General features: G+C 39.7%; 21 protein-coding genes. 2 read left to right on the top strand and 19 right to left on the bottom strand.

The window, feature by feature from the left end; translation table 11 throughout:
* Nucleotides 1-7: 7 nt before the first annotated feature.
* The 9 genes from NXS00_RS21290 to NXS00_RS21250 all read right to left on the bottom strand — a co-directional run bounded on the left by NXS00_RS21290 (nucleotide 8) and on the right by NXS00_RS21250 (nucleotide 9,809).
* Complete coding sequence (locus tag NXS00_RS21290) at nucleotides 8-847, bottom strand: CheR family methyltransferase (protein WP_258101297.1); 840 nt, start codon at nucleotides 845-847, stop codon at nucleotides 8-10.
* Between the two features lie 18 nt (nucleotides 848-865).
* Nucleotides 866-2,584 carry a methyl-accepting chemotaxis protein gene (locus tag NXS00_RS21285; RefSeq protein WP_258101296.1) on the bottom strand — a complete coding sequence of 573 codons (1,719 nt, stop codon included), beginning with the start codon at nucleotides 2,582-2,584 and terminating at the stop codon, nucleotides 866-868.
* Between the two features lie 11 nt (nucleotides 2,585-2,595).
* Nucleotides 2,596-3,846, bottom strand: coding sequence for an alginate export family protein (locus NXS00_RS21280; RefSeq protein WP_258101295.1), 1,251 nt, complete (start codon nucleotides 3,844-3,846; stop codon nucleotides 2,596-2,598).
* A 50-nt stretch (nucleotides 3,847-3,896) separates the two neighbouring features.
* Nucleotides 3,897-5,513, bottom strand: coding sequence for a methyl-accepting chemotaxis protein (locus NXS00_RS21275; protein WP_258101294.1), 1,617 nt, complete (start codon nucleotides 5,511-5,513; stop codon nucleotides 3,897-3,899).
* 11 nt (nucleotides 5,514-5,524) lie between these two features.
* A complete protein-coding gene (locus NXS00_RS21270) occupies nucleotides 5,525-6,058 on the bottom strand; it encodes a chemotaxis protein CheW (protein ID WP_258101293.1) in 534 nt (177 codons plus the stop codon).
* Nucleotides 6,059-6,069: 11 nt separating this feature from the next.
* Nucleotides 6,070-8,073 carry a chemotaxis protein CheA gene (locus NXS00_RS21265; RefSeq protein WP_258101292.1) on the bottom strand — a complete coding sequence of 668 codons (2,004 nt, stop codon included), beginning with the start codon at nucleotides 8,071-8,073 and terminating at the stop codon, nucleotides 6,070-6,072.
* A complete protein-coding gene (locus NXS00_RS21260; RefSeq protein WP_258101291.1) occupies nucleotides 8,073-8,447 on the bottom strand; it encodes a response regulator in 375 nt (124 codons plus the stop codon). Before NXS00_RS21260 ends, NXS00_RS21265 begins: the two co-directional genes overlap by 1 nt.
* Nucleotides 8,448-8,473: 26 nt before the next feature.
* Entirely contained in the window at nucleotides 8,474-8,842 is a 369-nt protein-coding gene (locus NXS00_RS21255; protein ID WP_258101290.1) for an STAS domain-containing protein, read from the bottom strand.
* Between the two features lie 754 nt (nucleotides 8,843-9,596).
* A complete protein-coding gene (locus NXS00_RS21250; protein ID WP_258101289.1) occupies nucleotides 9,597-9,809 on the bottom strand; it encodes a hypothetical protein in 213 nt (70 codons plus the stop codon).
* A gap of 1 nt (nucleotide 9,810) precedes the next feature.
* Here NXS00_RS21250 and NXS00_RS21245 point away from each other — a divergent pair, with 1 nt between their 5' ends.
* A complete protein-coding gene (locus tag NXS00_RS21245; RefSeq protein ID WP_258101288.1) occupies nucleotides 9,811-10,104 on the top strand; it encodes a GIY-YIG nuclease family protein in 294 nt (97 codons plus the stop codon).
* 902 nt (nucleotides 10,105-11,006) lie between these two features.
* Here the strand turns inward: NXS00_RS21245 and NXS00_RS21240 are convergent.
* The 3 genes from NXS00_RS21240 to dnaK all read right to left on the bottom strand — a co-directional run bounded on the left by NXS00_RS21240 (nucleotide 11,007) and on the right by dnaK (nucleotide 13,675).
* The gene (locus NXS00_RS21240) at nucleotides 11,007-11,336 is read right to left on the bottom strand and encodes a type II toxin-antitoxin system RelE family toxin (protein WP_258101287.1); all 330 of its coding nucleotides are present in this window, start codon (nucleotides 11,334-11,336) and stop codon (nucleotides 11,007-11,009) included.
* Entirely contained in the window at nucleotides 11,326-11,532 is a 207-nt protein-coding gene (locus tag NXS00_RS21235; protein WP_258101286.1) for a hypothetical protein, read from the bottom strand. The genes NXS00_RS21240 and NXS00_RS21235 overlap by 11 nt, the downstream gene beginning before the upstream one ends.
* A 211-nt stretch (nucleotides 11,533-11,743) precedes the next feature.
* Nucleotides 11,744-13,675, bottom strand: coding sequence for a molecular chaperone DnaK (gene dnaK, locus NXS00_RS21230; protein ID WP_258101285.1), 1,932 nt, complete (start codon nucleotides 13,673-13,675; stop codon nucleotides 11,744-11,746).
* A gap of 287 nt (nucleotides 13,676-13,962) precedes the next feature.
* On the opposite strand from dnaK, the gene NXS00_RS21225 reads away from it, so the two are divergent.
* Entirely contained in the window at nucleotides 13,963-14,727 is a 765-nt protein-coding gene (locus tag NXS00_RS21225) for a hypothetical protein (RefSeq protein ID WP_258101284.1), read from the top strand.
* A gap of 273 nt (nucleotides 14,728-15,000) precedes the next feature.
* On the opposite strand, the gene NXS00_RS21220 is transcribed toward NXS00_RS21225, so the two are convergent.
* From NXS00_RS21220 to NXS00_RS21190, 7 genes are all read right to left on the bottom strand, one after another.
* Nucleotides 15,001-15,195, bottom strand: coding sequence for a hypothetical protein (locus NXS00_RS21220; protein WP_258101283.1), 195 nt, complete (start codon nucleotides 15,193-15,195; stop codon nucleotides 15,001-15,003).
* Nucleotides 15,196-15,214: 19 nt separating this feature from the next.
* The gene (locus tag NXS00_RS21215; protein ID WP_258101282.1) at nucleotides 15,215-17,269 is read right to left on the bottom strand and encodes a beta-N-acetylhexosaminidase; all 2,055 of its coding nucleotides are present in this window, start codon (nucleotides 17,267-17,269) and stop codon (nucleotides 15,215-15,217) included.
* Nucleotides 17,270-17,349: 80 nt separating this feature from the next.
* Nucleotides 17,350-19,284 carry a glucosamine-6-phosphate deaminase gene (gene nagB / locus NXS00_RS21210; RefSeq protein ID WP_258101281.1) on the bottom strand — a complete coding sequence of 645 codons (1,935 nt, stop codon included), beginning with the start codon at nucleotides 19,282-19,284 and terminating at the stop codon, nucleotides 17,350-17,352.
* Nucleotides 19,285-19,292: 8 nt separating this feature from the next.
* Complete coding sequence (locus NXS00_RS21205; RefSeq protein WP_258101280.1) at nucleotides 19,293-20,270, bottom strand: ROK family protein; 978 nt, start codon at nucleotides 20,268-20,270, stop codon at nucleotides 19,293-19,295.
* Complete coding sequence (locus NXS00_RS21200; protein ID WP_258101279.1) at nucleotides 20,267-21,526, bottom strand: sugar MFS transporter; 1,260 nt, start codon at nucleotides 21,524-21,526, stop codon at nucleotides 20,267-20,269. The genes NXS00_RS21205 and NXS00_RS21200 overlap by 4 nt, the downstream gene beginning before the upstream one ends.
* 210 nt (nucleotides 21,527-21,736) lie before the next feature.
* A complete protein-coding gene (locus NXS00_RS21195; RefSeq protein ID WP_258101278.1) occupies nucleotides 21,737-23,278 on the bottom strand; it encodes a SusD/RagB family nutrient-binding outer membrane lipoprotein in 1,542 nt (513 codons plus the stop codon).
* Between the two features lie 13 nt (nucleotides 23,279-23,291).
* Complete coding sequence (locus NXS00_RS21190; protein ID WP_258101277.1) at nucleotides 23,292-26,330, bottom strand: SusC/RagA family TonB-linked outer membrane protein; 3,039 nt, start codon at nucleotides 26,328-26,330, stop codon at nucleotides 23,292-23,294.
* Nucleotides 26,331-26,349: the final 19 nt, after the last annotated feature.

Raw genomic sequence — 26,349 nt, 5'->3', positions numbered from 1 at the left:
GAACAGTTTAATTCACCTTTTGGTAAATAGTAGGCTTGATTTGTTTCAGGGGTACTTTCATGTCCATAATGGACTCAGAGTGACCTAGAAAAAAGTAACCTCCTGGCTTTAGATGTGCACACAAACGATTGATAACTCGCTCCTGGGTAGGCTTATCAAAATAAATCAGCACATTTCTACAGAATACGATATCAAAATCCATCGGAACAGATGGATAATCAGGATCCATAAAGTTTAACCGCTGAAACTTCACTTTACTCCTTACTTTAGGAACAATGCGCACCAATTGTTTTTCAGAGTCTTTGCTGCGTAAGAAGTACTTTTTCTTCACTTCTAATGGAATACCTGAAACGCGTTCCTCTGTATAAATGGCATTGACCGCCTTTCTAAGTATACTAGTTGATATATCGGTACCTAGAATCGAGAAGTCAACAATACTTCCCGCCCCCAAAAACTCATTAATTACCATAGCAATGGTATACGGCTCCTCACCACTAGAACACCCTGCACTCCATACTTTTAATGGTGAAGTGGATGATCTGGTAAGGCTTCCTAAAGCCACTGTTTTCAGAAACTCAAAATGATTTGGTTCCCTAAAAAAATCTGTTTTATTCGTACTTACCACATCAATCATGTGAATGAGCTCCTGCCCATTCGACTCACCTGCAAAAAGTAAATCACAGTAATCTTCAAAAGAGGTAAGTTCATTTGCTCTTAATCTTTTTTGAAGCCTTGCCTGCAGCATCTGACGCTTAGAGTCAGGCATCTTGATTCCATAGTTTGAATAGATGTATTGACTTAATCGACTGAAGTCTGTATCGCTTAATTTACTTTGATAAGAGTTCATGGTGATGCGCTTTCCGACTTAGTACTTCACAAATTCACTATCAGAAGGATCCTCATCCAACTTAATGTCCACCCCATTGATAACAGGTTCTCCTTTAGAATAAACCTTAGATACTGGCTGTCTATTTTCATAGTGCCCATTTGAAGATACTTTTACTCGTCTGACTTGTGCAGCTCTTTTTTCTTGCCCTTCTAGCTGAAAGAACGAGATCAAATCCTTTAAACTATCAGCTTGAGCTGCCAGCTCCTCAGAACTACTTGCCATTTCCTCTGCATTAGCGGCATTTTGCTGCACGATCTGATTCAATTGCTGCAAGGCCATATTTACCTGACCAGAAGACTCACTTTGCTCCAAAGAGCTCGCCGCAATCTCTTGCACCAACTGGGCTGTTTTCTGAATATCCGGAACGATTTGCTGAAGCAATTGTCCTGAATTTTCAGCAATCTCTACACTATTTATAGATAGCTCATCTATTTCAGAAGCTGCATTTTGACTTCTTTCTGCCAACTTTCGCACTTCTGCTGCTACTACTGCAAATCCGCGACCATGCTCACCAGCTCTTGCTGCTTCTACTGCTGCATTCAATGCAAGAATATTCGTCTGTCTGGCGATCTCACCGATAATTTTCACTTTCTCAGCAATAGTTTTCATTGATGTTGCTGTCTGCATTACCGAATCATTGCCTTTGGTCACATCCTCAGCAGCCTTTAACGAGATTGATTCTGTTTGCTTCGCATTGTCTGTATTTTGACTAATGGATACAGACATTTCTTCCATCGAGGAAGCTACTTCTTCCGCCGATGAAGCCTGCTCATTGGCACCTTGCGATATTTGCTGTGTTCCTGATGATAATTGATCTGATGCGTTTGCCAAATTGTCTGAGACAGAAATAATTTCTTCCATCACATTGCTCAGTCTCTGTACCATGGATTTCAGGTCTTTGAATAGGCCAACTTCACGTTTCTTGGAAATACCGATTGTCAAATGACCGTTAGCCAGATTTTTAGCGATTTGAGCAGCTTCGAATGGCTCACACCCTAAAAGATTCAAGATATTTCTGGTCAACAAGATTCCTGAAATGATTAACGCACCTAGAACCACAAGGAAAAAGACAATGGCTAATTGTGTGATTTCATCTGACTTTTCCTGACTTGCTATATATTCCAGCTCCGCCTCATCAGCACTGACCTGAGTTAATTGATCAATAGCGTTTCTAAGAATTTCGAAATGACGTGTATAGTCACTAAAGTATATCTCTCTTGCTTTCTCAATATCTCCCTTTTCAAGTGCTTCGTTGATTTTTGCAGTGTGCTCAAGAATTAAAGCATAGTTTCTATCAAAATCCTGGAAATTGCCATCATTTAAGCCTCCAGCGGCCAAATAGATGCCCTTAAATTTATAAAAACGCTCCTTTAACTGCTGGACATTCTCATCAATAGCCACAAAATTCTTTGCAAGAATTTCATTGGCCCCAGTTCTGATGTCCTCTGATGAGTCATTCTGATATCTGGCTAAGATCAATGTTTCTGCAAAAGCTATTCTAGATTGGTAGCCATCTCTATCAGCCTCTAAAAGACTGCTAATACTTACTAATCGATTCTCGTAAATACTGGAAACATTTCCACGTATACTATCGATACTTATCAGGTTGTAGACAATGTTACCTACATAGAGAACGATCAAAATCAAGAATGTGATCAGTACTCGGGTTCCTACTTTTAAGTTGCTAAAATCCACGTTATTCTTAGTTAGTTTTTAGATTCAAATAATCTTGGTTTCGCTGTGATTACAGCGTAGATATACTGGCAGTCTTTGATAGGCGTACCTCCAAATAACTGATCCAGACTATTGGTGCCAAACATGATACTATGACCAAGTGTGGCCTTGAAAGTGCTTGTAAACTTGTAGCTGACTTTAAGGTCATTTTCAACTCCCAGAAAATCATCCATCTCCTCACCGGTGGTGGTATGTAACAAGGTTTTATCAGACGCAAAAGCGTGAACATCATTTGTAATACTCAATGCATCCGCCTTAATTTTTGATTTTATATAGAAATCCTTGATTCCCTGATTGGTAGGTTTTACGAAGAATAAATCCAGCAATCCAAACTGTGCATGAAGCAATCCGAAATGTCTCTCAAATGTATTGCTTACGGTGTTTTCTGGCTCCGCCAATGTTGACTGTGCAGTACCTGAACTTATGTCAGCACCCAGATTGAATGATAAGTTATCTGATACTTTCACAAGTGCCTGAGCAGACAATAAATAGGAGCTCAGATCTAGGGAGTTAATATCCTCACCAGTTTGGAAGTAATAGATTCCTTTTAAGGTCAACGCCTTACTCACTTTATAGGAAGTATTAGTACCTATAGTCTGTGAAAAGTGAACCACAGTATCTGCTGTTTCAAAACCATAGTTAACCATCATAATGGAACTTTTCAACGCACCCAGCTCTTTATGCAACCATAGGAATTGCATGGCCTTAGGCATGTTGTATTCATAATGCTCACGTTTCAACTCACCTCTATTGGCGTTATACGCAACACCTAAATGAACTTTACCTGCCTCACTCTCATATTTCAATAGAGCTACATCATGTGCCAGGGTTCCTCCCCAGTTTAGTTCTCCGAAAAGGTATTGATCATCGTAAATCAAGCCCTGTCTACCAAGTTTCAGTGATAAATTTGGAGTGAAGAACTTCTCTGCCCATGCTCTGAAGATTGCCATATTTGGCACATCAGCTCTCTCATTTTGATCACCCCAAAACCTTCTATCCTGAACAACGACCTCTACTTTTAAATCTTCTGGAGCATTATAATTTACAATAAACCGTGTTCTTTGCATGGTGAAATAGCCAGGCTTATCTCCCTCGTAAAGAGGCTGTCTAAATCCTCGGCTATAGACAGGGTTAAATCGGAATTCTGCATCAGCTGTAATCTGAGCTTGCGTAAGAAAGCCCAGAGAAATCAGCCATGTAGCAATTACAATTACCTTTTTCATGATTAATACTTTTTTTGTGGTTTGGTGGAAAATACATGGAAGTGAGACGCTTAATATTCCAAAGCGTACTTGTCTATTTTTACTCTTCCAGGTGTTGTACTTACAGGTTTCTGCTTGCTTTTAAGAGAGCTCTTCAAGTGATGAAACCCATGTTGATCATTGGTCTTGAAGAAACTGATTACCTCTCTAAGTTTATCCGACTGTGTTCCCAACTCTTCCGCCCCTGCAGCTACTTCTTCTGCTGTGGTGGCATTGCGCTGTACAACCTGGTTGAATTGTTGTAAAGCTGAATTGATTTGATCGGCTCCGCTGTTCTGCTCATTGCTACTGAGCGATATTTCTAATATTAGTTCTGATGTTTTTTGAATATGAGGAACGGCATTTCTAAGCATTTCACCTGATTCCTGCGCTACTTTGACACTTACAGATGAGACCTCATTTATTTCTGTGGCAGCTATCTGACTTCTTTCAGCGAGCTTTCTGACCTCAGCTGCAACTACTGCAAAACCTTTTCCGTGCTCTCCTGCTCGTGCTGCCTCTACGGCAGCGTTTAACGCTAATAAGTTAGTCTGTCTGGTGATCTCTTCTATGATGCTAATTTTCTCTGTGATAGTCAACATAGACTTTACCGTTTTACCAACTGCGATATTGCTGGAGTTGATATCTGTTGCCGCTTGTTTTGCAATTTTTTCCGTCTGTCTGGAGTTGTCAGTATTTTGCTGAATAGTGCTTGCCATTTCCTCCATCGATGATGAAATTTCTTCCAAGGAACTAGCTTGTTCGTTGGCTCCCTGAGACAAATCTTGAGCAGAAGCTGACATTTGTTCACTTGCAGAAGCGATGTTGTTTGCTGAATTGATTACATAACCAATAATCTCTTGAAGTTTAGTCGTCATTTCTTCCACTGATTTAAGAAGACCTTTATTCTCCTTACCATCTGTTCGTTCGAAAGAAACTGATAGATCTCCCTGTGCAATAAGCCCTACTATACCTGCCACATATGCCGGTTCACCACCTAGATCATTCAATATGCCTCGAATGATTACTACGGATACTACGATTGCAAAGAATACACTAACAGCAATTACAATTATCATCAACAAACTTGATCGGTTGAATGAATTTTCTGCCTCAATTTTTGCTTCTTCTAGTTCTCCCAGATTCTTTTCTACAATGAGCTTAATAGCATCAATTGCACCTAGAGCATTCGAACGAGCATCAGTTGCAGAAATAATTCTAGCCTGATTCAAAGACTCTTCAGTATTAACCAAAGACAATGAACTGATCTCCGCAAAATTTCTCTGATATCGAGCATAATATGATTGAAAATCACGGATGATGGCAACCCCTTTGGCACTGGAAATTGATTCCAATTTTAAAAGATCCGCCGACATTTCTTCATTCTCCTGCTTAATCTGATCCAAATACCCTCGCTTTTCCTTAAGATCATTTGTTAGGATTAAATCCTTCTCTCTTTTGGTGACGAACTGAACCTTTTCGGCAAGCTCTGTAGCAAGAATTACTCGCTGGAAGTTAATATTTGAGACTTCATCCAGTTGATTTTGGAATTTGATCCCATTAGATCGACTTATGAAGAAAACGATAAGGGTCATTCCCACACAAAATGCAAATGCAAGAATCAGACGATTACGAATACTAAGTTTCATCTTCGTAGTGACTAAGCGTTTTCTTTGGATGTCTCGTGCAACTCTTCCGTATTCATCAATACATTTTGGATCTCAATCAAAGAGAATATCTGATCGATATCCAATAACATCATGAACTGATCTTCATAGTTGATCATTCCTTCGATGAACTCGGCTTTATACTTCGCTCCTATTGATGGAGACGGCTTTATTTCGTTATCGTCTATTTCGAAGACCTCTACAACAGAATCAACAAGTATTCCTACGGTTAAAACATCCTCTTCGTGCTGAACACTCAACACCAGAATGCTCGTATTAATACCAAATTCTGTAGGAGTCATGCCGAACTTTACCCTGGTATCGATCACTGGCAATACTGCACCTCTCAAGTTAATGACACCTTTCAAGAAGTCCGGTGAATGAGGAACTTTAGTAATCTTTGGAACTTCCAAAATCTCCAATACTTTCATCACTGGGATAGAGAAAAACTCCTCATCAAGCTTAAATGACAAGTAAGACCTCACTGTGTCACTGGCCTTTTGAAAATCGTGCGGTTGGTGTTTCATATTTAGTTTGATTAAGCCAATTTTTTAACATGCTGATGACGCTCCACATAGAGCTCCACCATTTTTTGAGAATCAAGAATTAAGGCGATGGTACCATCTCCGAGGATGGTTGCTCCAGACACAAAATCCTGATCCTGAAAATATTTACCTAAGGGTTTGACTACTGCCTGATATTCACCAATGATGTGATCACAGGTAAGAGCCACAAATGAATCGTTGTTTTTTACAAGAATGATCTGTGATCTTTTCGCTTGATCTAACTGCTGACCAAATTCTCCTGACAGGTTGATGAAAGGATATTGGACACCATCCAGCACAATCAATTCATTGAAATTGTTAATCAAACGGCTATTTTCAATCTCATAGCACTTTTCAACAACTGATAAAGGCAACAAGTATTTTTCCCCTCCAATTGCCACCAATAATCCATCAATCACTGACAATGTCAGCGGTAATTTGATTGTCATGGTTGTTCCAACATCGAGTGTAGATTCAACAGAAATACTACCTCTAAGTCCTTGAATAGTACGATAAACCACATCCATTCCCACTCCACGACCAGACAGGTCGGTAACCGACTCACTCGTACTAAAGCCTGGATGAAAGATTAAATCATAAATTTCTGATTCAGTATGCTCATCGCCTTCCTGGATCAGTCCCTTCTCCAATGCTTTACGTCTCACCGACTTCAGATCAATTCCTTTTCCATCATCAATGATCTGTATATAGACAAACACCCCTGAGTAATAGGCCTTTAAGGTAATTCTTCCTTCTTCACTTTTTCCTTTTGCCGCTCTGACTTCCGGAAGCTCAATACCATGATCTACACTATTGCGGATGATGTGCATCAATGGATCAGAAAGACTCTCGATGATGTTCTTATCCAACTCTGTCTCACCCCCTAGTGAAATCAAATTCACATTTTTCCCTAGATCGTTCGATATATCTCGAACCATTCGCTGAAAGCGATTGAACAAGTTATTGATAGGAATAAGTGTCATACCAAAAGCCACATCACGTAATCTTCTGGACAACTTCTCAAATATCTCCGTAATGGTCTCTAATTCCTGATTTTGGGCTTGCTCTGCAAACAAACTCAAACTTGCTTGAGTGGTGATCAATTCACTGACCAAATTCATCAATTCCTCCAGCTTCTCTGACCCCACTCTAACACTTGAAAAAGCCTTGGATGAAGTGTTTGATTTATCTAATGTTGTAGTCTTGCTAAGTGTTTGCTGACCATACATTTCAGCCCATACCTGAAGCTGCTCTCGAGATAGAGGTGTATCATCAAATCGCGTTTTGAGAACTTCTTTTGCAAAGGAAGGATTGGCAATAAGTCCAGAGTAATTCAATTCCTGAACATTGATCTCTGAATTCATTTCTGCAAACACAAAGACCTCTCTAATCTCTTTTAAGCCTGCACTGGTTTCGAGGAGAATATCCCAATAAGTCTGACAGTCAGTTACTGAAAAATCTCCTTCAGAGAAATGAGGAATCATCAAAACCTTTCCGACCTGAGCCAGGTCTTCCAATACATACAGAGGATTAGAACCATCCAGTAAGAATGATTTACTTGGTTTGAAAAATATATGAAATGTAGCGCTTAGCGCTTCACTCACACTTTGATGTCCGGAATCTTCTGCACTCAATGCATGTAATTCCTTCAGCAATGTTATATGTCTAGTCTTGTTTGCCTCATCCTTGCAGTCCGGATCGTCAAGTAAGGCTTTTAAATGATCTAAAGTCTGAAAGGATAAGTCTAAAAGCGGCTTGGATATCGCTCTCTGACCTGTTCTGACATCCTCATATACCGTTTCCAGATCATGAACAGCGTCTCCTATCATGGCAAAGTCAAACATTTTGCTATTGCCTTTGAGCGTATGCATTACCCGAAAAACATGTTCCACTCCTACTGTATCGTTAGGATTGTTTTCCAAAGTAAGCAAGGCTACGTCCAGCTCCTGCAGAAGCTCTGTTGCTTCGTTGATAAATGTCGACCGAACACTATCCATTATCTAAGTACTTTCTTTACTACTCCGATCAGTTGGTCTTTAACAAATGGTTTCACAATCCATCCAGTCGCTCCAGCATTTCTAGCTTCCATCCGTTTCGCGTTTTGAGATTCGGTAGTCAAAATCAATACTGGCAAAAATTTATTCTTGTCGTTTTTACGAATTTCCTGGACCAAACTAATTCCGTCCATGTTTGGCATATTCAAATCAGTAATCACTAGATCGAATGACTTATCTCCTAATGTTTTTACTCCATCTAAACCATCTATTGCCTTGTGTACTTGATACCCTGCCCCAGTAAGAGCCATATCGATAGCTTCACGAATACTTTCGGAATCATCTACGACTAATATTTTCTTAGTACTTTCTCCCATGATTAAATAATTGATGCTTAGAGTTCTTAAACTGCTGAAATAGGTGTTTGCGTGCGCTGAAATATTTCTGACAATCCTGTAATAGACAGTAATTGCCTCACTATAGGTGGTAAATCTACCTCAAGAGTGATGTGACTTCCTTTCTTCAAACAGTTGTACAATAACTGTACGGCTGTTATATCAATTTGCTCTACGTCCTGAAGCTTAAGGGCAATTTGATCATACTGATTGATCACCAACTGCATCGCATCGGAGATTGACTCTACATGCTTGATGGTAAAATTTCCAGAGATGTTAATGAAGATCTTCTTGACTGTTTTCCTTTTTGAAAGGGAAAACGATACTCTCAGATCGTCTTTAATAATGTCCTCCGGAATTTGTAACGGGCTGGGCATTGTGGTAATAGTTTTTAATGATTCTTTGGCGTTGTTTCATTCTGCAACCTGCAAGCCCTTCACTAAATAATCCAATCTCACAAATCCTATCGACTTAGTCAGGCTGCCGAATTCCACGATGTAAAAGTTGGAAAGGCTGATTTCAAAAAGAAATTGACTGTAAGGAATGATGAGCCAAAGAGAATAATCGATGAGTCAACGAGGAATAGGTAATTTTCAACGAATACACATTTCAACAAATTTTCATAAATGCTTTATTTTCAGGTTTTTAATCGATTTATTCGGCATGCATAACAAGTAGAACACATACCACATAGCGGTAAATGCAATGCGTATATAGGTAAATCTCTTACGTGACTTAAGTGAATTACCTATTCGTCTTTTTCACTCGAAATACTACAGAAGGATAAGCTAATTCAAAGATGGAATAACGAATTAAAAGTTGCCACCATTATTAGATAAATACCATTTTCACAAATAACGACTATCATGAAAATTGTCGTACAATTTCACATTGCAATCGATATAACACCTCGTTTAGTCGAGAAATGACTCATTCCAGGTAGGAATTTTAGTGAAATTATAGTGATTGAATAGTACTAATAAAATACCTGATTTTTATCAGTTTTTGGTGTATTGACTAGGAGACTCAATGTATTTCCCAGTACAATAAAGTATACTATATGACATACTTGTCCTAAATTCTATAATAAGAGAGCCTTATCTAAAAACCAATCAATATATCCTCACTTTGTCAATCCAGCCAGGCATCTTTCAGATACCGAAATAAACCTATGTGCAACAGGTTTGACTCAGGGTCTTCGAACACATTTACATTGCTCACCTTCCGTGGTGTAATCCCGAATTTATTTCGGGATCTTCTGATATATTTACCCTGCTCGCCTTCTAGATCCTGATAGGCATCAGGATGACAAAAGGCCGAGGAAATAACACTTATCTTCCACACTATGAAACCTGGTTATGTATATATCATGTCAAACAAGAATAGAACAGTTCTTTATATCGGAATGACAAATAATCTAGTAGCCAGAGTTCTCCAACACCGCAGTAATGAATCCAACTATACATCTAAATACAAGTGTTATGATCTCATTTACTGGGAGTATTTCCAAAGAATCAGTGATGCCATTGGCCGAGAAAAACAGTTAAAGAACTGGCATAGAGAATGGAAATGGAATTTGATCAAAGAAATGAATCCTAACCTGAAGGATCTATTTGAAGAGATCAATGATGAATTTTGACAATCACCAATCTGTGGTGTCATGCTGAACTTGATTCAGCATCTGCTTAAATATTTACTCTGCTCGACTTCAAGAACTTTTCACATCTGAAAGTCAATAACACAATCATTTGTAAAGACCCTGAAACAAGATTTAGGGTGACCTTTCTTTGCTGCTCCATCAAAGAATGACCGAACAACACTAAGACAATCACCAATCCGTCGTGTCATCCCGAACCAGTTTCGGGATCTTCTAACACATTTTACCCTGCTCGCCTTCTAGATCCTGATATGTATCAGGATGACAGAAGGCTCAATGAACGTTTAGCTCAACAATATATAATTCTTGGAATTATCAACCTGAAACAACCCTAGATCTTACAGACCACAAACGAGTTCACTTCTTCTCAACAACAATATCGCCACTTCTAATTATTCCTTTTTTAATCTTCGAAGATTGGCTGGCTACAAATTTCTGTCTCGAAAAAAGAATAGCTAACCGTACCATCATCATAATGACGAAAATTATAATAAAATGTATCTTATCATTATTCTCCCACCACATCATAATCGCTGGAACATTCCATAGGTCCATTTTTCTAATAAACAGTTTAAATTGTTCCACAACTTATAAAATTAAAAAAGCCATCAACCCCAACGTCTCGGCGAGACAGAATGGAATTGATGGCTTGGTTATTGCCATTATCTATTGTACAAAGGTGAGAATTCCTAACTTAACAAGCAAGATATTTTCCAAATAAAATTACCACAACACACTATATATCAAATAGTTAACTAAATAATAATCAGATATATTAAAATGACAATTAATTATACTTTTTTAATAATAAACGCCATGATAGCAGCATAGAAATTAGCACATTAATATTTCAGAGGATTCATATTTCACGCATCTGGCTTCACTTAATCCTCAATCCAGCCTAACAATTCTTTTAGTTCAGCATCTGAAATTGATGCCTTTTCGGATTTATCATAAATACTGAGCAGGTAAATAGTCTGATCATCAATCACCAAATGAGTGATTACCCGGCTTCCTCCAGATTTACCCTTGCCTTTGGAGGAAATGGCCATTCTAACTTTATAGCAGCCTTTACATAAAAGAGTTCCTTGCTGGGGATCTTCTTGCAAGGATTTTAGTAGTGAAGTAAAGTCCTGTTTAATTGATGGATATTTTTTCGCAAGCTTCTTTAATTGCTTGTCAAAAGGCGGGATTGTTAAAATCTCAAAGCTCATCCAATAACTCCTTGGCAGATTTTAGTTTAAGCTTACCTTTTTTCGCTTGATTTAAGTTATCTACGGCCTCTTTAATCTCTGAGATTAACTCTGCCTTCTCAGGAGTAATGGTTTCGGCTTTCACATATTTAAGGTTACCTAATAACTCCATTACAAAATCAAACTTATCGTCCTTAATATCTAACAGCACTTTCATAATAAGTAAATATACGATTGTTTACTCAATTGGATATAAAGCAAAAACCCTGACGAAGCATAGCTTGTCAGGGTCTTAATCTATCTCTGTAGGGTGACTACAAGAACACTGCTAGTTCGTCAACTAAACAGGGGCCCGGCGTTCGCCTGGAAAACAAGGCCGAAAGTTGAAAATAGTCAGTTGCCCAACTATTTTCCCATCCCGAAAGGGATTACTTTTTCTCTTCGTCTACCTCTTCGAACTCTACGTCAGACACGTCTGAGTCAGATCCTCCAGAAGCATTAGCATCTCCAGCAGGATCAGCACCTTGAGCAGCCTCAGCTCCACCTGCAGCTTGCTGTGCAGCGTAGATCTCTTGAGAAGCAGCTTCCCATGCTTTGTTCATGCCTTCCATTGCAGCATCGATAGCAGCAAGATCTTGAGAACCGTGAGCTTCTTTCAATTTGGCCAATGCACCTTCGATAGCTGTTTTGTTGCCATCAGAAAGTTTGTCACCAAATTCTTTCAACTGCTTCTCAGTTTGGAAGATCAATGAGTCTGCTTGATTCACTTTCTCTACCTTCTCTTTAGCTTGCTTATCAGATTCAGCGTTAGCCTGAGCTTCTTGCTTCATTTTTTCGATTTCCTCATCAGTCAATCCTGAAGAAGCCTCGATTCTGATTTTCTGCTCTTTGTTAGTGCCTTTGTCTTTAGCAGACACGTTCATGATACCATTCGCATCGATATCGAAAGTCACCTCGATCTGAGGAACGCCTCTTGGTGCTGGTGGAATACCATCTAAGTGGAATCGACCAATCGTTCTGTTATCTTTCGCCATCGGACGCTCACCTTGAAGTACGTGAATCTCTACAGACGGCTGATTGTCAGCAGCAGTTGAGAATGTCTCAGACTTCTTAGTAGGGATCGTAGTGTTAGATTCGATCAACTTCGTCATTACACCACCCATAGTCTCAATACCTAGAGAAAGTGGAGTAACATCTAGAAGCAATACGTCTTTAACCTCTCCAGTTAATACACCACCCTGGATAGCAGCACCAATTGCCACAACCTCATCAGGATTTACACCTTTAGATGGCTTCTTACCGAAGAATTTCTCTACTTCTTCCTGGATTTTAGGAATACGAGTAGATCCCCCTACTAGAATTACCTCATCAATTTCTGAAGCAGAAAGACCAGCATCGCTCAATGCTTTCTTACATGGCTCCATAGATCTTCTGATCAAGTCTTCGCTCAATTGCTCGAACTTGCTTCTAGAAAGTGATCTCACCAAGTGCTGAGGAATACCATCGATCGGCATGATGTATGGCAAGTTAATCTCAGTAGAAGAAGATGAAGAAAGCTCAATTTTCGCTTTCTCAGCAGCTTCTTTCAAACGCTGAAGTGCCATAGGATCTTTTCTTAGATCCACATTGTGATCATTTTTGAATTCGTCAGCCAACCAGTTCATGATTACTGAGTCAAAGTCATCACCACCAAGGTGTACATCACCATTAGTAGATTTTACTTCGAATACACCATCACCTAGTTCAAGGATTGAAATATCGAATGTACCACCACCAAGGTCATACACAGCGATTTTCATGTCTGCATTCTTCTTATCCAGACCATAAGCCAAAGCCGCAGCAGTTGGCTCGTTGATAATTCTTTTTACTTCAAGACCAGCAATCTGACCAGCTTCTTTAGTAGCCTGACGCTCTGCATCGTTGAAATATGCAGGTACAGTTACTACAGCTTCAGTCACTTCCTGACCTAAGAAATCTTCAGCAGTAGACTTCATTTTTTGAAGGATCATTGCTGAAAGCTCCTGCGGAGTATAGTTTCTATCTCCGATTTTAACTCTTACTACGTCATTAGAACCTGACTCTAATGCATAGGATACATTTTTTCTTTCTTCTGATACCTCAGAGAATTTTTTACCCATGAATCTCTTCACTGAGCTGATTGTATTCTGAGGGTTTGTGATTGCCTGGCGTTTTGCTGGATCACCTACTTTTCTCTCTCCATTACCATTATCCAAAAACGCTACGATTGATGGGGTTGTCCTGCGTCCTTCACTGTTTTGAATAACTACAGGTTCGTTACCTTCCATTACCGCCACGCAGGAGTTGGTAGTACCTAAGTCTATACCGATTATTTTTCCCATTGTGTGTCTATTTATTATTAAATTCTTTGAAATTTCTTGTCTTCGAGAGTCTAATGATCAATGGTTGTGCCAATACCTTTAGAAAATGCCAATGTCAGTTGAATTGTGACAGATTGTCAGAAATCTATAATCACCACTCCCATATTGTCCGACACTTTGCTATTTATCGCCTGATCATGGCAGTCAAATGACATTTATCAACTGATCAGGAATCTCCAGTCATAGTTAAATGTTATTAAAGTGACTTACTTCATATTAGCATAGCAGAAATTCTAAAATCAACAATCATGGAAAATGTCATTGAAAATTGGCTGAACCTCTCCATCATCATGGGATGGTTCTTTTTAGGATATTCAGGCTTGATTTTGATTGGTTACCATTATCAATTGAGAACGCTGAAGCGACGTACTGAGCAATACAAATTTGCTTCTCAAAAAGAGATTAGACATTACGAAAGAGCAGGAAACATGTTTGGCGTTTCCGTAGCTCTGGCAGCAATAGGACTTATAGGCAAAGCATTAGGCACTAGCATCGAACTCTACCAATATGCTTTTGTAGTATTTGTGTCTGCCATCATAGGACTGGCGGTTGGATATGCCATTAAGGTATACCTGGACTACTACTACCCATTTGTTTTGGAAAAGCGCTTACATAAAATCCGGTTTAGACCAATGAAATCAGTAGGCGGTCATGACATGCAGCTACTCAATGAGAATGAAGAAGACATTCACCTTACAGCTGAAATGATCGACGAAGAAAATGAGTTCAGTGCCGACTATGATGTCTGGATCGACCATGTAAGTGGTGAGAAAGTAATAGAGAAATATGACACTCACTTTCATACTTTGATCTGTGAAGAATGTAACTACAGAACCTTAATGGACAAGCATGAAGAAGTGGTCAATGAGCCTACTTTATCTAATGAAGGATTATTGAGAAAACACTATGAATGCGCATACTGCGGTCACAAACAACACATCGATGTGTCATTACCGTCTCTTGAAAAAACGGTAGAAATACGAGAAGAGCTACAAGCAGAGCACAAATTATAGAAATTCATTCACCTATATCTAAGGGCTGGTTTTCACCAGCCCTTTCGTTTTATATGACAAATGTCATATAAGGGAATGACTGCCGTCATATATCTGGCGAAAAATTTAGTAGACCTTAGCATTATCATAATCATCACAACGATGACATAATGATAGATAGTTTCAAAGTGAGCATTTGAGTGTCAGTCGACGGACGGCGCTCATCAACCAAAAGGAATAGCCCGGTCATTTTTTATTACCGGGCCTTTCTTTTTATAGCCTCAGGCAAATTAACTAACCCTCTTGATCTCCATCCTGCTTCTTTCGAATCTGGCGTACCACTAAAATCAAAACGAATAAGATCAGGATTGCAAAAGGTGCATATTGATGAAATTTGTCAATTACCTGTGGATTGTCATCTGCATCGATGATCCAGTATAATGCAGCTCCTAATAGTAGGTAAAATACAGGCCGAATAGATTTATTCATACCACTAAGGTAGCGGTATTTATTTCACCTCTCCCTCCAAAGCAGTTACCAAATCACTTACTCCAGAAATTACCTGGAGCTCAGTGCGCCCACCTTGCTCTGAAGCTTCATTTAGAATGTCCTTAGCATCCACAAACCATTTAGACTTGGGTTTTGAATTCGTTTCTAAATAATCAAGAGTCTCCAATGCCAAAGAAGCTACTCGGGATGCATTCGCTGATAAGCTCTGAATTTCTTGAAGAGAAGGAGAATCCGCAATAATTTTCATTATTTGATCATGATTTTCTGCCAAAGACTCAAGTACTGGCTTTAGATCCTGACACCCTATTTTACTATTTAAATAACAATCCACCTGGTTGTTAAACGCTCTAGCTCCGGGAGCGTCAGCAGTAGCAGCATCTACCCACTTAGTATATGGGGAGAACGTATTGTACATAGTTCCACCAGGATTTCTGGTATAACCTTTCATAGGCTCCACCATATCTAATAATAGGTGCAATGGCTCAGTATCATGACCAGCTGCCAACTTACGGATAATTCGATTTGGTTCAGAAATATGCTTTAGATCGAAGTTTTCCAACCAAAGACTGATATGATCCATTCGATCATACATATCCTCCACGTCTTTAATTTCCTCAGGTGACCAGAACCTTTCCGCAATAGCAGCAGCTCTTGGCCATAGTCGGCTTTCCAAGGTTTGAGGAATCACCAACTCACTCCACATACAGATTTCACCGCCAAGAATATTACTTCTTTGAAAATCACTTAGATTATCTGCTTTTGGAGCAGGATCGACCAGATAGCTTGACTCTGTAGTTAACATCAAATCCAGATAGTAGCCATTAGATAATATGGTTTGATAACCTTCAGCAGCAGCCTTATATAATGATTGTTTTGGAGTAGCCTTTTCCCAGGCACCTTTCCAGCTGTGGATCAACGCACTTTTCTCCAGATCATCTATCATAATCTCCTCCCAGCCCATCATTCGTTTTTCGTATTGAGCTAAAATCTTCTGAAGACGTAAATTGAAATACCCTTGAAGCTCATGATTGGACTTAATTCCATTCTTTTTCATGAACTTTTGTATGTGCTCACTTTCATTCCAGTGTTTACCCAAATTCTCATCTCCACCGATATTGAAATAAGGACCTGGGAAAATGGTTACAATCTCAGCAAATAGCTTATCAAGAAACACATACACTTCCTCATTAGTAGGATCCAGTGTTGGATCAAAAATACCTGCAAAACGCTCCAACACGTAGGTGGTGTCTTTACTTCCTAGCTCTGGATAAGCTGTGAGAATGGCAGTAGCATGACCAGGCACATCAATTTCCGGAACGATTAAAATCCCCTTTTGAGAGGCATAATCAACAATATCTTTTAGCTCTTCTTGTGAATAATAGTTACCATCCGTCCCTAATGAATTGAGCTTTGGAAACACCTTCGATTCGAATCGAAAACCCTGATCATCAGATAAGTGCAAATGAAGCACATTGAGTTTGACAGCCGCCATTGCATCGATGTTTCGCTTCAAATCAGTCACTGGCAAAAAATGTCGAGAAGGATCGATCATCATTCCCCTCCATCTGAATCGAGGTTCATCATCAATAGCCACGTGAGGCCAATAATATCCTTTTGAATCAGCCTGAACAAGCTGCAATAAGGTCATCAAACCACGAGATGCACCAATATCATTGGATGCATTCAACTTAACTCCAGATTGATCTATTTGAATAGTATAACTTTCATCCTCGCCTATTTCAACCTGACCAACTGCTAATGACTGAACTTGTATGGTAGCCTGATCAATTGCTCCAACCACTTTGCTCTGATTAATGAACAAACCGGTTTGCTCTACTAACTGGCGCAAAAATTGGGTACCTTCCTTTGATAGTCGATCGCTGTATTTGCCATTAATAGAAAGACTTGTTTCTTCGGTTAAATACAATTTCCCTTCTGACAACTGTACTTCTTTTGGATACGGCATTAATGGCAATGCTGTCTGAGCGTGGGCAGCAACTATCACTAGAGAGAAGAGAATAGAAAAAATGTACTGGCGGTAAATATTTCTCATATCGATCATCTTAAAAATGTTAATAGAGGGAGAGCCAAAGGCCCTCCCTTATTTATAGTGAGTATGAAGAGAATTCTTTCTTAAAAATGGTATCTCTTGAAGCCTTCCATAGCTTCATATTCTGCCATACCGAGCAAATCGTATAATTTGGCTGTTCCTCGGTTTCTATCTTCAGCACGCTGCCAAAATTCTCGCTTATCACTACCTGGGAACACTGCACTGTCTTTCTGAGATTGGTGTTTAAAAATCGCTCTTCGCTTTCTCATCAATTCATCTGGACTAATAGGCACTGCCATCTCAATATCTTCTACAGCCCACTCTTGCCAGGCTCCTCTGTACAACCAAACCCAACAGTCTTTCATGAAGTCTTCATTCTTGATCTGATCTACCGCCTGGAAGATGGCCGATAAACACACTCGGTGGGTACCATGTGGATCTGACAAATCACCTGCGGCATAGATTTGATGTGGTTTTATCTGTTTAATTAAATCAGCTGTGATTTTAATATCTTCTGGCCCTAGAGGGTTTTTCTTAACCTGTCCAGTTTCGTAGAAAGGCATGTCCATAAAGTGCACTTGCTCCATCGGAACGCCTACATATCTAGCTCCTGCTTTTGCTTCACTTCTACGAATCAAACCTTTAATTTTTTGAACCTCGTAAGAGTCCTGATCACCAGCTTTTTTGTTCTTAATCTGATCAACTACCAACTCGTAAATGGATTGTCCATCTTTCGGCTGATTGAATTCTTTATTTAAATCACCAAAGAAATCAGCGTACTGAATTACGTCATCGTCAAAAACCGCAATGTTTCCTGATGTCTGATACGCTACGTGTACTTCGTGACCCTGATCCACCAAACGAAGGAATGTTCCTCCCATGGAAATCACATCATCATCTGGGTGCGGACTGAAAATCAATACACGTTTTTTAGCAGGATTTGCTCTTTCTGGTCTGTTAGTATCATCCACATTTGGCTTACCTCCTGGCCATCCAGTAATGGTATGCTGAAGTAAGTTGAATACCTTCAAATTGATATTGTAAGCTGGCCCTTCTTTCAAAATCAGGTCGCTCATTCCATGATCAGAATATTCACGATCTGTTAATTTCAGTACAGGCTTTTCTAGCTTTTGTGCCAACCAAATAACCGCTCTTTTGATTAATTCTGGAGTCCAGTTAATTGTACCGAGTGTCCACGGCGTTTTTTGTCTGGTTAACTCTGCAGCAGCCGCTTCATCCACTACAAATGTAGTGTTTGGATGTGTCTGAAGGAATGTTGCTGGCACTTGCTCTACCATTGGCCCTTCAATAGCTTTTTGGCTAATCTTTGCCTTTCCTTCACCCCACGCCATGATGATAATTCGGCGAGCAGCCATGATGGTACCAACACCCATAGTGATGGCTTTTCTTGGCACATTCTCCTCACCAAAAAAGTCCGAAGCAGCGTCAATTCTGGTAATGTTATCCAGATTGACCATTCTGGTTTTAGAATGCACAGTAGATCCCGGCTCATTGAACCCAACGTGACCTGTTCTACCAATACCTAATAGCTGAAGATCCAATCCTCCAAGATCAGCGATTTTTTGCTCATACTCCGCACAGTAATTAGCGACCTCCTCTAGAGCTAATGTACCATCTGGAATATGTACATTCTCAGAAGGAATATCGATATGATCAAACAAGTTTTCGTTCATGAACTTGACATAACTCTGAAGTTCGTCTGGGTTCATTGGATAGTATTCGTCAAGGTTGAAGGTGCATACGTTATTGAATGATAGACCCTCTTCTTTGTGCAATCGAATAAGCTCTTTGTACACACCTTTAGGAGAGGAACCTGTAGCTAAACCAAGCACACATTTTTCTCCCTTACCTGACTTTTCGCGAATCAAGTCCGCAATTTCTTTAGCAATCAGAGCTGATGCCTCCTCCGGCTGACTGAAAATAGCCGTATGAATCTTTTCCTTTTGGGTGAATGAGCTACGTTCCCATTCCTTTTGGTCAAATTGTTTAATCTTCATGTTTTCTATCATATCTCTGTCAAAGACGATTCATTCAATTTCTTACTGTATTCCCATACCAAAGCTGAAGCTCCTAATACTCCTGCATCATTATCTGGAATTGCAGAAGTTCGAATTACTGGTTCGTTGGGATAGATTGAAAGCAAGCTTTTAGAAAAACTTGCTCGAGCTGGTTTTAAAAGGAGGTCTCCCGAATTGGACAATCCTCCAGAGAGAAAAATGGCTTCTGGATTCAAAACAGCTACAAAACCAGCTAGTGCTTCACCCAAAATTCTCCCAGTATCTTCAAATACTTTCATAGCAAGTACATCTCCATCCTTTGCAGAATCCGCTACTAATTGTGCGTTGATCAAATGCTCAGGCACGCCATATAATTCACTTGGAAATTCTTTAGCTAGAATATATTCTTTAGCGGTTTCCACTACACCGGATGCAGAAACATATCGTTCCAGACATCCTTGCCTTCCACACTTACATGCTCTGCCATTTCTTTCATAGATCACATGTCCCACTTCACCCGCTAATCCGTTCGCACCTGTGACTAATTGGTCAGAAGCATAAACCCCTCCTCCAACACCAGTACCAAGTGTTACAGCTAAAAAATCAGTCATTTGTGATGCATGACCATATCCCTTTTCTGCAATCGCAAACAGATTGGCATCGTTGGTCAGAAAGACTGGCAAATCAAAAACAGAGGACAACCTTTCAACAATTGGGAGTCTCTTCCAGGGCAAGTTAGATGCCCGCTCTATAATTCCCTCTTCTATATTTGCTCCTGGTGAACCTATTCCTATTCCCAGAACATTTAAATCTTCAGAAAAAGCTAAGAACTCATGGACAGTACGAATCAGCTGATTCAAGAACAGTTCTCCATCAGCATGAGTAGCTACTTCAATTCTTGACTGATGAATAACCTCGCCAAGTTCCAGAACCAGTCCAACACGTACGTTGGTTCCTCCGATATCTATCCCAATGGCTGCTTTCATCCTTTAGCCTCCGTTTTCCCACTCACTATAGCGAAGTAGATCAAATAGGCATAACACACCAGCGCAATGCAGAATGAACCTTGTAATGACCAATAATCAGCCATCACACCTTGAATCAATGGAATAATTGCCCCTCCAACTACACCCATAATCATTAGACCAGAACCTTCACTGGTGTATTCTCCCAATCCTTTGATTCCTAATGGGAAAATACAAGGCCACATCACTGAGTTGAATAATCCAACTGCTACGATGGTCCACACAGATAAGGAGCCAGATGAGAGGATCGAGACGGTCACTAATAGAAATGCAACTATAGAAACGACTGTAAGTGCTTTCGTGACTTTTACCCGATTTAGGAAAGCGACTCCTATAAACCTCCCAATCATAGCTCCACCCCAATACATTGAAACATAATTGGCAGCTGTTTGCTCACTTAATCCAGCAATATTTTCTAAAGACAAGTAGTTGATCATGAAGCTACCGACAGTAACTTCTGCTCCTACATAGAGGAAAATAGCAACTACTCCTAATCTTAAATTTTTAAATTTCCAGGCTCCTTTTTTCGTTGATGACTTGCTCTCTATGGACAAGACAGGCAATTGATAGAAGTATATTATTACTGCAACCGTTAATACAAAAAGAGCAAGCACAATATATGGAATCTGGACTGCCTCTGCTCCTCGCTGTGCTTCACTACTACTTAGTATAAAATGCGCACCAATCAACGGACCAATGATAGTTGCCAGAGAGTTAAAACCGCCGGCAAGATTCAATCGTGCTGAAGCAGTCTCAGCAGGTCCAAGAGCTGATAAGTACGGATTGGCAGAAACTTGTAGCAAGGTAATTCCTGACGCCATGATAAACAGCGCCAAAAGAAACAATGGATAGAACACCATGGAGGCAGCTGGATAGAAAAGCAAACAGCCAAACATCACCACTAAAAGTCCTATAACAATAGAGTTTTTATAACCTTTGGCTGCAATCACTTTAGCAGCGGGCATAGCCATCAAAAAGTATGCGCTAAAGAACGTGAACTGAATCAGGATGGCCTGAATGTATGATAAATTAAATACTGACTTTAAGTGAGGAATAAGAACATCGTTGAATACGGTAATGATCCCAAAGATGAAAAATAGAGAAACCATCAAAGCAATGGCTCCATGGTTGTTTTTGGAAGCTTGCTGTGTTTCCGAAATGACAAATTCTCCTGATGTTCCTTTAACGTCCATAAGTGGTTTCTTATATCTTCTCAAGGTCTAAATAACAGGTCTAAAACCACTCCTTAAAATTTATTAGCGGTATGGTATAGGATCATCGCTAAACAACATTTGAAACACCCTAAACTGCATTTACTCCGTTTAGCGATTGTTTTTTACCACTCATTATAAAAAGCGAAAGCCTCCCAGAGGGAGGCTTATTTCGCTAACTTATAAACACAATGTAATCTACTTTCTTATCAAGTCTTATTGAGCCCACCACATCTTGGTTCCTTCATGGTCAGATGCTGCTACTTCAGCGTAATTTGCTTCGTTCAATATCGCTTGTGATGAAGGATATTTAACACGCTGAATTACTTCACCTTGAGGAACGTTAGTATTAAACTGTACCCCAAAATCAACTTCTGGCATTTTTAACCTTCTTAAGTCTGCCCATGCTTCCCAACCATTATCAGGGAAACCTCCGATAAATTTCTGAGTCATCACTTTTTCTAAATCCGTACCATTTCCATCACCCCATGCAGCAGATATTCCTGCCATGTTCGCATCAGTTGAGGCCAAATACTGGCTAGCCGTACCTAATCCCCAATATTCAAAAGAAGCAGCCACTCCACTTTCATATGCCTCTTGAGCGCTAACACCCATAGACCATCCGTTCAATGCACCTTCTGCTCTCAAGAACCAGATTTCTGCTATTGGCATAATAGTCCATGCTCTTCCATTATCTCCGTTAAAATCCCCTCTAAGTGTTACGTTGATTCTAGAGTTATTCTGAACGAAGTTTTCTGGCTCCTGTCTTGCATCTGCTGATAACCCTGCAGCGATACCTGACCAACGCCCAAGGTAACCTTCCTGAACATCACCATTTTGATCCGAAGATCCGAAAATTATGGTCGCTCTAGGATCTACAACAGCAGGATAGTCAGTTGCATCCCCAACATCTGAAAGGTTAAAAGGTAATCCCCCTATTCCTGCAGTTAGGTCATAAAATGTACTCGTCATTCCAACGCCATTACCTGATCCCCACCAGAAATAATAGTTGTAGCTATAGCCTTCACCCCAGATAGCAGTATTTGCATACATGGTTGGCATATCTGCAAGAGCATCCAATACGCCACCTGCTACTGCAGCTTCAGCATGTGTTTTTGCCAAATCTGGCTCAACTTCAGAAATTCTTAAAGCCAGTCTTAATCTCAAAGAATTCGCAAACTTCGTCCACTTGGTCAGATCACCACCATAGATAGGATCATCAAACATGGTATAGTTAGGATCAATATTAGCTACTGCCAACTCCAACTCATTCAGCATGTCTTTGTAGATACTTTCCTGAGAATCGTATTCTCCTTCCAGAACGTTGGAGTAAGGAATATCACCTAGCAAATCTGTAGCTCTGTGCGTGATCCATACTCGCCAGATTTTCATCACTGCTACTGCATTAACGTAAGTTTCTGTATCACTATATTGATCTATCAAATTGGATAATGAGTTGTACCATCGATAATGGTCATTCCAATAATCTGTAGTCCATCCATCCTGAGATTGATTTTGATAAGTACCAAAACCAGTTCCAGTATAGTATTGACTAAACATGTCAATATAAAGGTTGTGAACACGCTGATGTAAGTGTGCATTAAGACATGCTTCTTTGAACACACTTCCAAGCTTTAATCCAGGATCTACATTAACCGCTAAAGGGTGATTTGGATCCGTATTTAATTCATCCCAATCTGAACATGCAGTGAAGATGAACGTCAGAACAAGTACACTTGATAGTATTTTCACTTTCATGATATTCATAATTTTAGAATTGAAGTTTTAAGTTGAAACCTACAGTTGCTGTACGCGGTGCAGAGAATGCTTCAGCTCCCTGCTGGTTGGAAGTAGTGTAAGCATAAGGAGGAACTCCATTCAGTTTACTTCCAAAAGTGGCAAGGTTTCTACCCACTAGACTTAATGAAACCCCTTTAATACCAGTTGTACCAAACATTGATGATGGGAAACTATAACCCACAGTCAATTCTCTTAGGTTAACTTCACTTTTATCATATACCCACTCAGAATCAATTGAAGAGAGTGATGTCCAGTATTGTTGTGCATTCAAGGTACTTGTTACACTCTCACCTTCTGCATTAACACCAGAAATTGTATAATCTCCTCGGCCATTTTCAGCAGTGATAGCACTAGTTCCATATGCCGCTGCCTGCGCATTGGTATAAGAGTATATGTCTCCACCTTGCATCAGATCAAATAATACTGAAAAAGATACTGCTCCAAAGTCACCATTATAACTAGCTGACCCAGTAATACCTGCAGTCCAATCAGGGTTGAAGTTTCCTAGTTTAACACGCTCGTTGCTTCTTTGAAACTGACCGTCCTCATTCAAAATCATGTTACCATTATCATCCGTCATAAAGGTGTATCCATAGATATCTCCATATGTACCACCTTCTTCCGCTACTACCTGTACGAGACCATCACCTATCAAATAGCGATCTAGCTCATCATGTAGTTTGATGATTTTATTTTTATTCTTAGCCCAGTTAAAGCCAATATTAGCTCTGAACGCTTGAGATCTTACCACTCCAACATTCAACCCAACCTCATGACCAGAGTTCTGCATATCACCTGCATTGATCATCTCATAAGAGAAACCTGTAGCCGGATTCACAGGAATTGGCATAATTTGATCAACTGTATTATTGTGATAATAAGTGTAAGCCAAAGACACTCTACTCTCAAACAAGTTAAGATCAAGTCCAACTTCCTTCGATTGCACCAACTCTCTCTTCAAATTTTCATTTGGCTTGGTGTTAGGCTGAGAAGCACCTGATGCTCCAATAGTATTTATCAAGTACAAGCTGTAAGGGTTCGCATCTTTTCCTGCTTCCGCATAAGAGCCTCTAACTTTCAACAGGCTCATCCAAGAAGGAATACCATCAAAAGAATCTGAAATTACCCAACTCAAACCAACAGAGGGATAAGAGAATGATCTGTTTTCCTCAGGTAGGGTAGATGACCAGTCAGTTCGTTGAGTTAAATCAAGGTACAAAAACTCTTTGAATGACAACTGAGCCATTCCAAATACTGAATTGATCGCTCTTCTGTAGATATATTCAGAAGCATCCTTGTTAGATGAGTTATTCAATGAATAGAAATCTGGCACCACTAAACCATTAGCTGACGATGTTTGCGAGTGACTTTCCGCATCCAATAAGTTACCTCCCAAAGTAACACTTAGGTTTAATCCACCACCTAAATTAACTGGCTTAAGTTGACCCAAAAATTCAACGTTAGTTTCTGTGCTACTCGTAACAGTTTGTCTAACATCACCTGACGAGAACCAATAAGGAACACCTGTACCCAATTGATCTCTCTGTCTCATATCATAATGATCCAAACCATAACGTACATGGAAAGAAAGGAAGTCAACTGGACTATAAACTAATTTACCGTAACCAATGAATCTGTTTCTTGAATCCTCATTTGTACTATAATTAGTCGTGAAATAAGGGTTTAAAATCACGCCTCCATTTTGAGCCCAACGCAATGGCTCATAGGTAGTCTCATCTCTAACATATCTTTCAAGATCAGAATAGCTCACACTTCGAGGCATGATGGTGTAAGAATAATATGGATTGTCAGGGTCTCTTGTCAACTTAATTCTATTCTCACCCTGTGTCTTATTGTAGTTCATGCTGAAGTCAGCAGAAAATACTTCATTTAGTTTACTACCTCCTTTAAGTGCTGCATTCAGTTTTTGAATGTTACTAGTAGGAAATATTCCTTTTGTATAAGTATGCCCCACTGAAGCTCTGATATTCTTTTTATCATCAGCAGAATACATTTCTAATGTATTTACGGTAGTTACCCCATTTTGAAGGTAGTCTAAGATGTCATTATCAGCTGCTCCAAGTGGTTTGGTTTCTCCAGTCCAGTCAGTAACCGACTGTCCAGTCATTTCAGGTCCCCAGCTTACGCCTGACTCTGCATCAAATACTCCATTGGTACCTTGACCATACGTGTTTTGCATTTCAAGATATTCTCTTGGGATTTCTACCACAGTATTGGAATTGAAATTAATTCCACTAGTTCCTTTCTTAGCACTTTTTGTAGTAATCATAATCACCCCATTACCAGCTCTTGAACCATAAAGTGCTGATGCGGCAGGACCTTTTAGTACAGAGACGTTTTCTACGTCATCCATATTAATATCATTCAGACCATTACCATAATCTAACTGTCTATTACCCCATGTATCGTCAGTTGCAGCTCCCATATTATCTATAGGCACACCATCTACTACGATCAATGGCTGGTTATTACCAGATAAAAAGCTACTTCCTCTAATAGTAATTTTAGACGATCCACCCATACCAGAACCGGATGGTGACACAGCTAAACCTGGCACTTTCCCTGATAGGTTGTTCACAATGTTCGATTCACGAGCAAGAGCTAACTCACCACCGTCTACTTCAGCAGCGGCATACGCCAGTGAACGTTCTTCTCTTTCAATACCAAGCGCAGTAACAACAACTTCGCCTAGTTCGGTAACATCTTCCTGCAAGTCTACATTTACCACAGACCTACTTCCAATCGCTACTTCAAAATTGGTATAACCAATAAATGAAAAAATAAGAACAGCATCATCATCTGAAACAGATAAACGGTAATTACCAGACATGTCTGTAGTAGTACCATTACTAGTTCCTTTTATAAGTACTGTCGCTCCAGGTATTGGCTCACCTGTACCCGCGTCCTTAACTGTTCCGGACAATGTACGCTGCCCAAAAGTTAAGACGCTGATCAGCATCATCATAAAAAATGGTAGTATTTTCCTCATAAGAATAACTTTAAGTTTA

It is taken from the genome of Marinoscillum pacificum (assembly GCF_024714495.1).
Classification (GTDB): domain Bacteria; phylum Bacteroidota; class Bacteroidia; order Cytophagales; family Cyclobacteriaceae; genus Marinoscillum; species Marinoscillum pacificum.
Note: the sequence above shows the minus strand (reverse complement) of the source record. Positions and strands in the feature narration are given on the sequence as shown.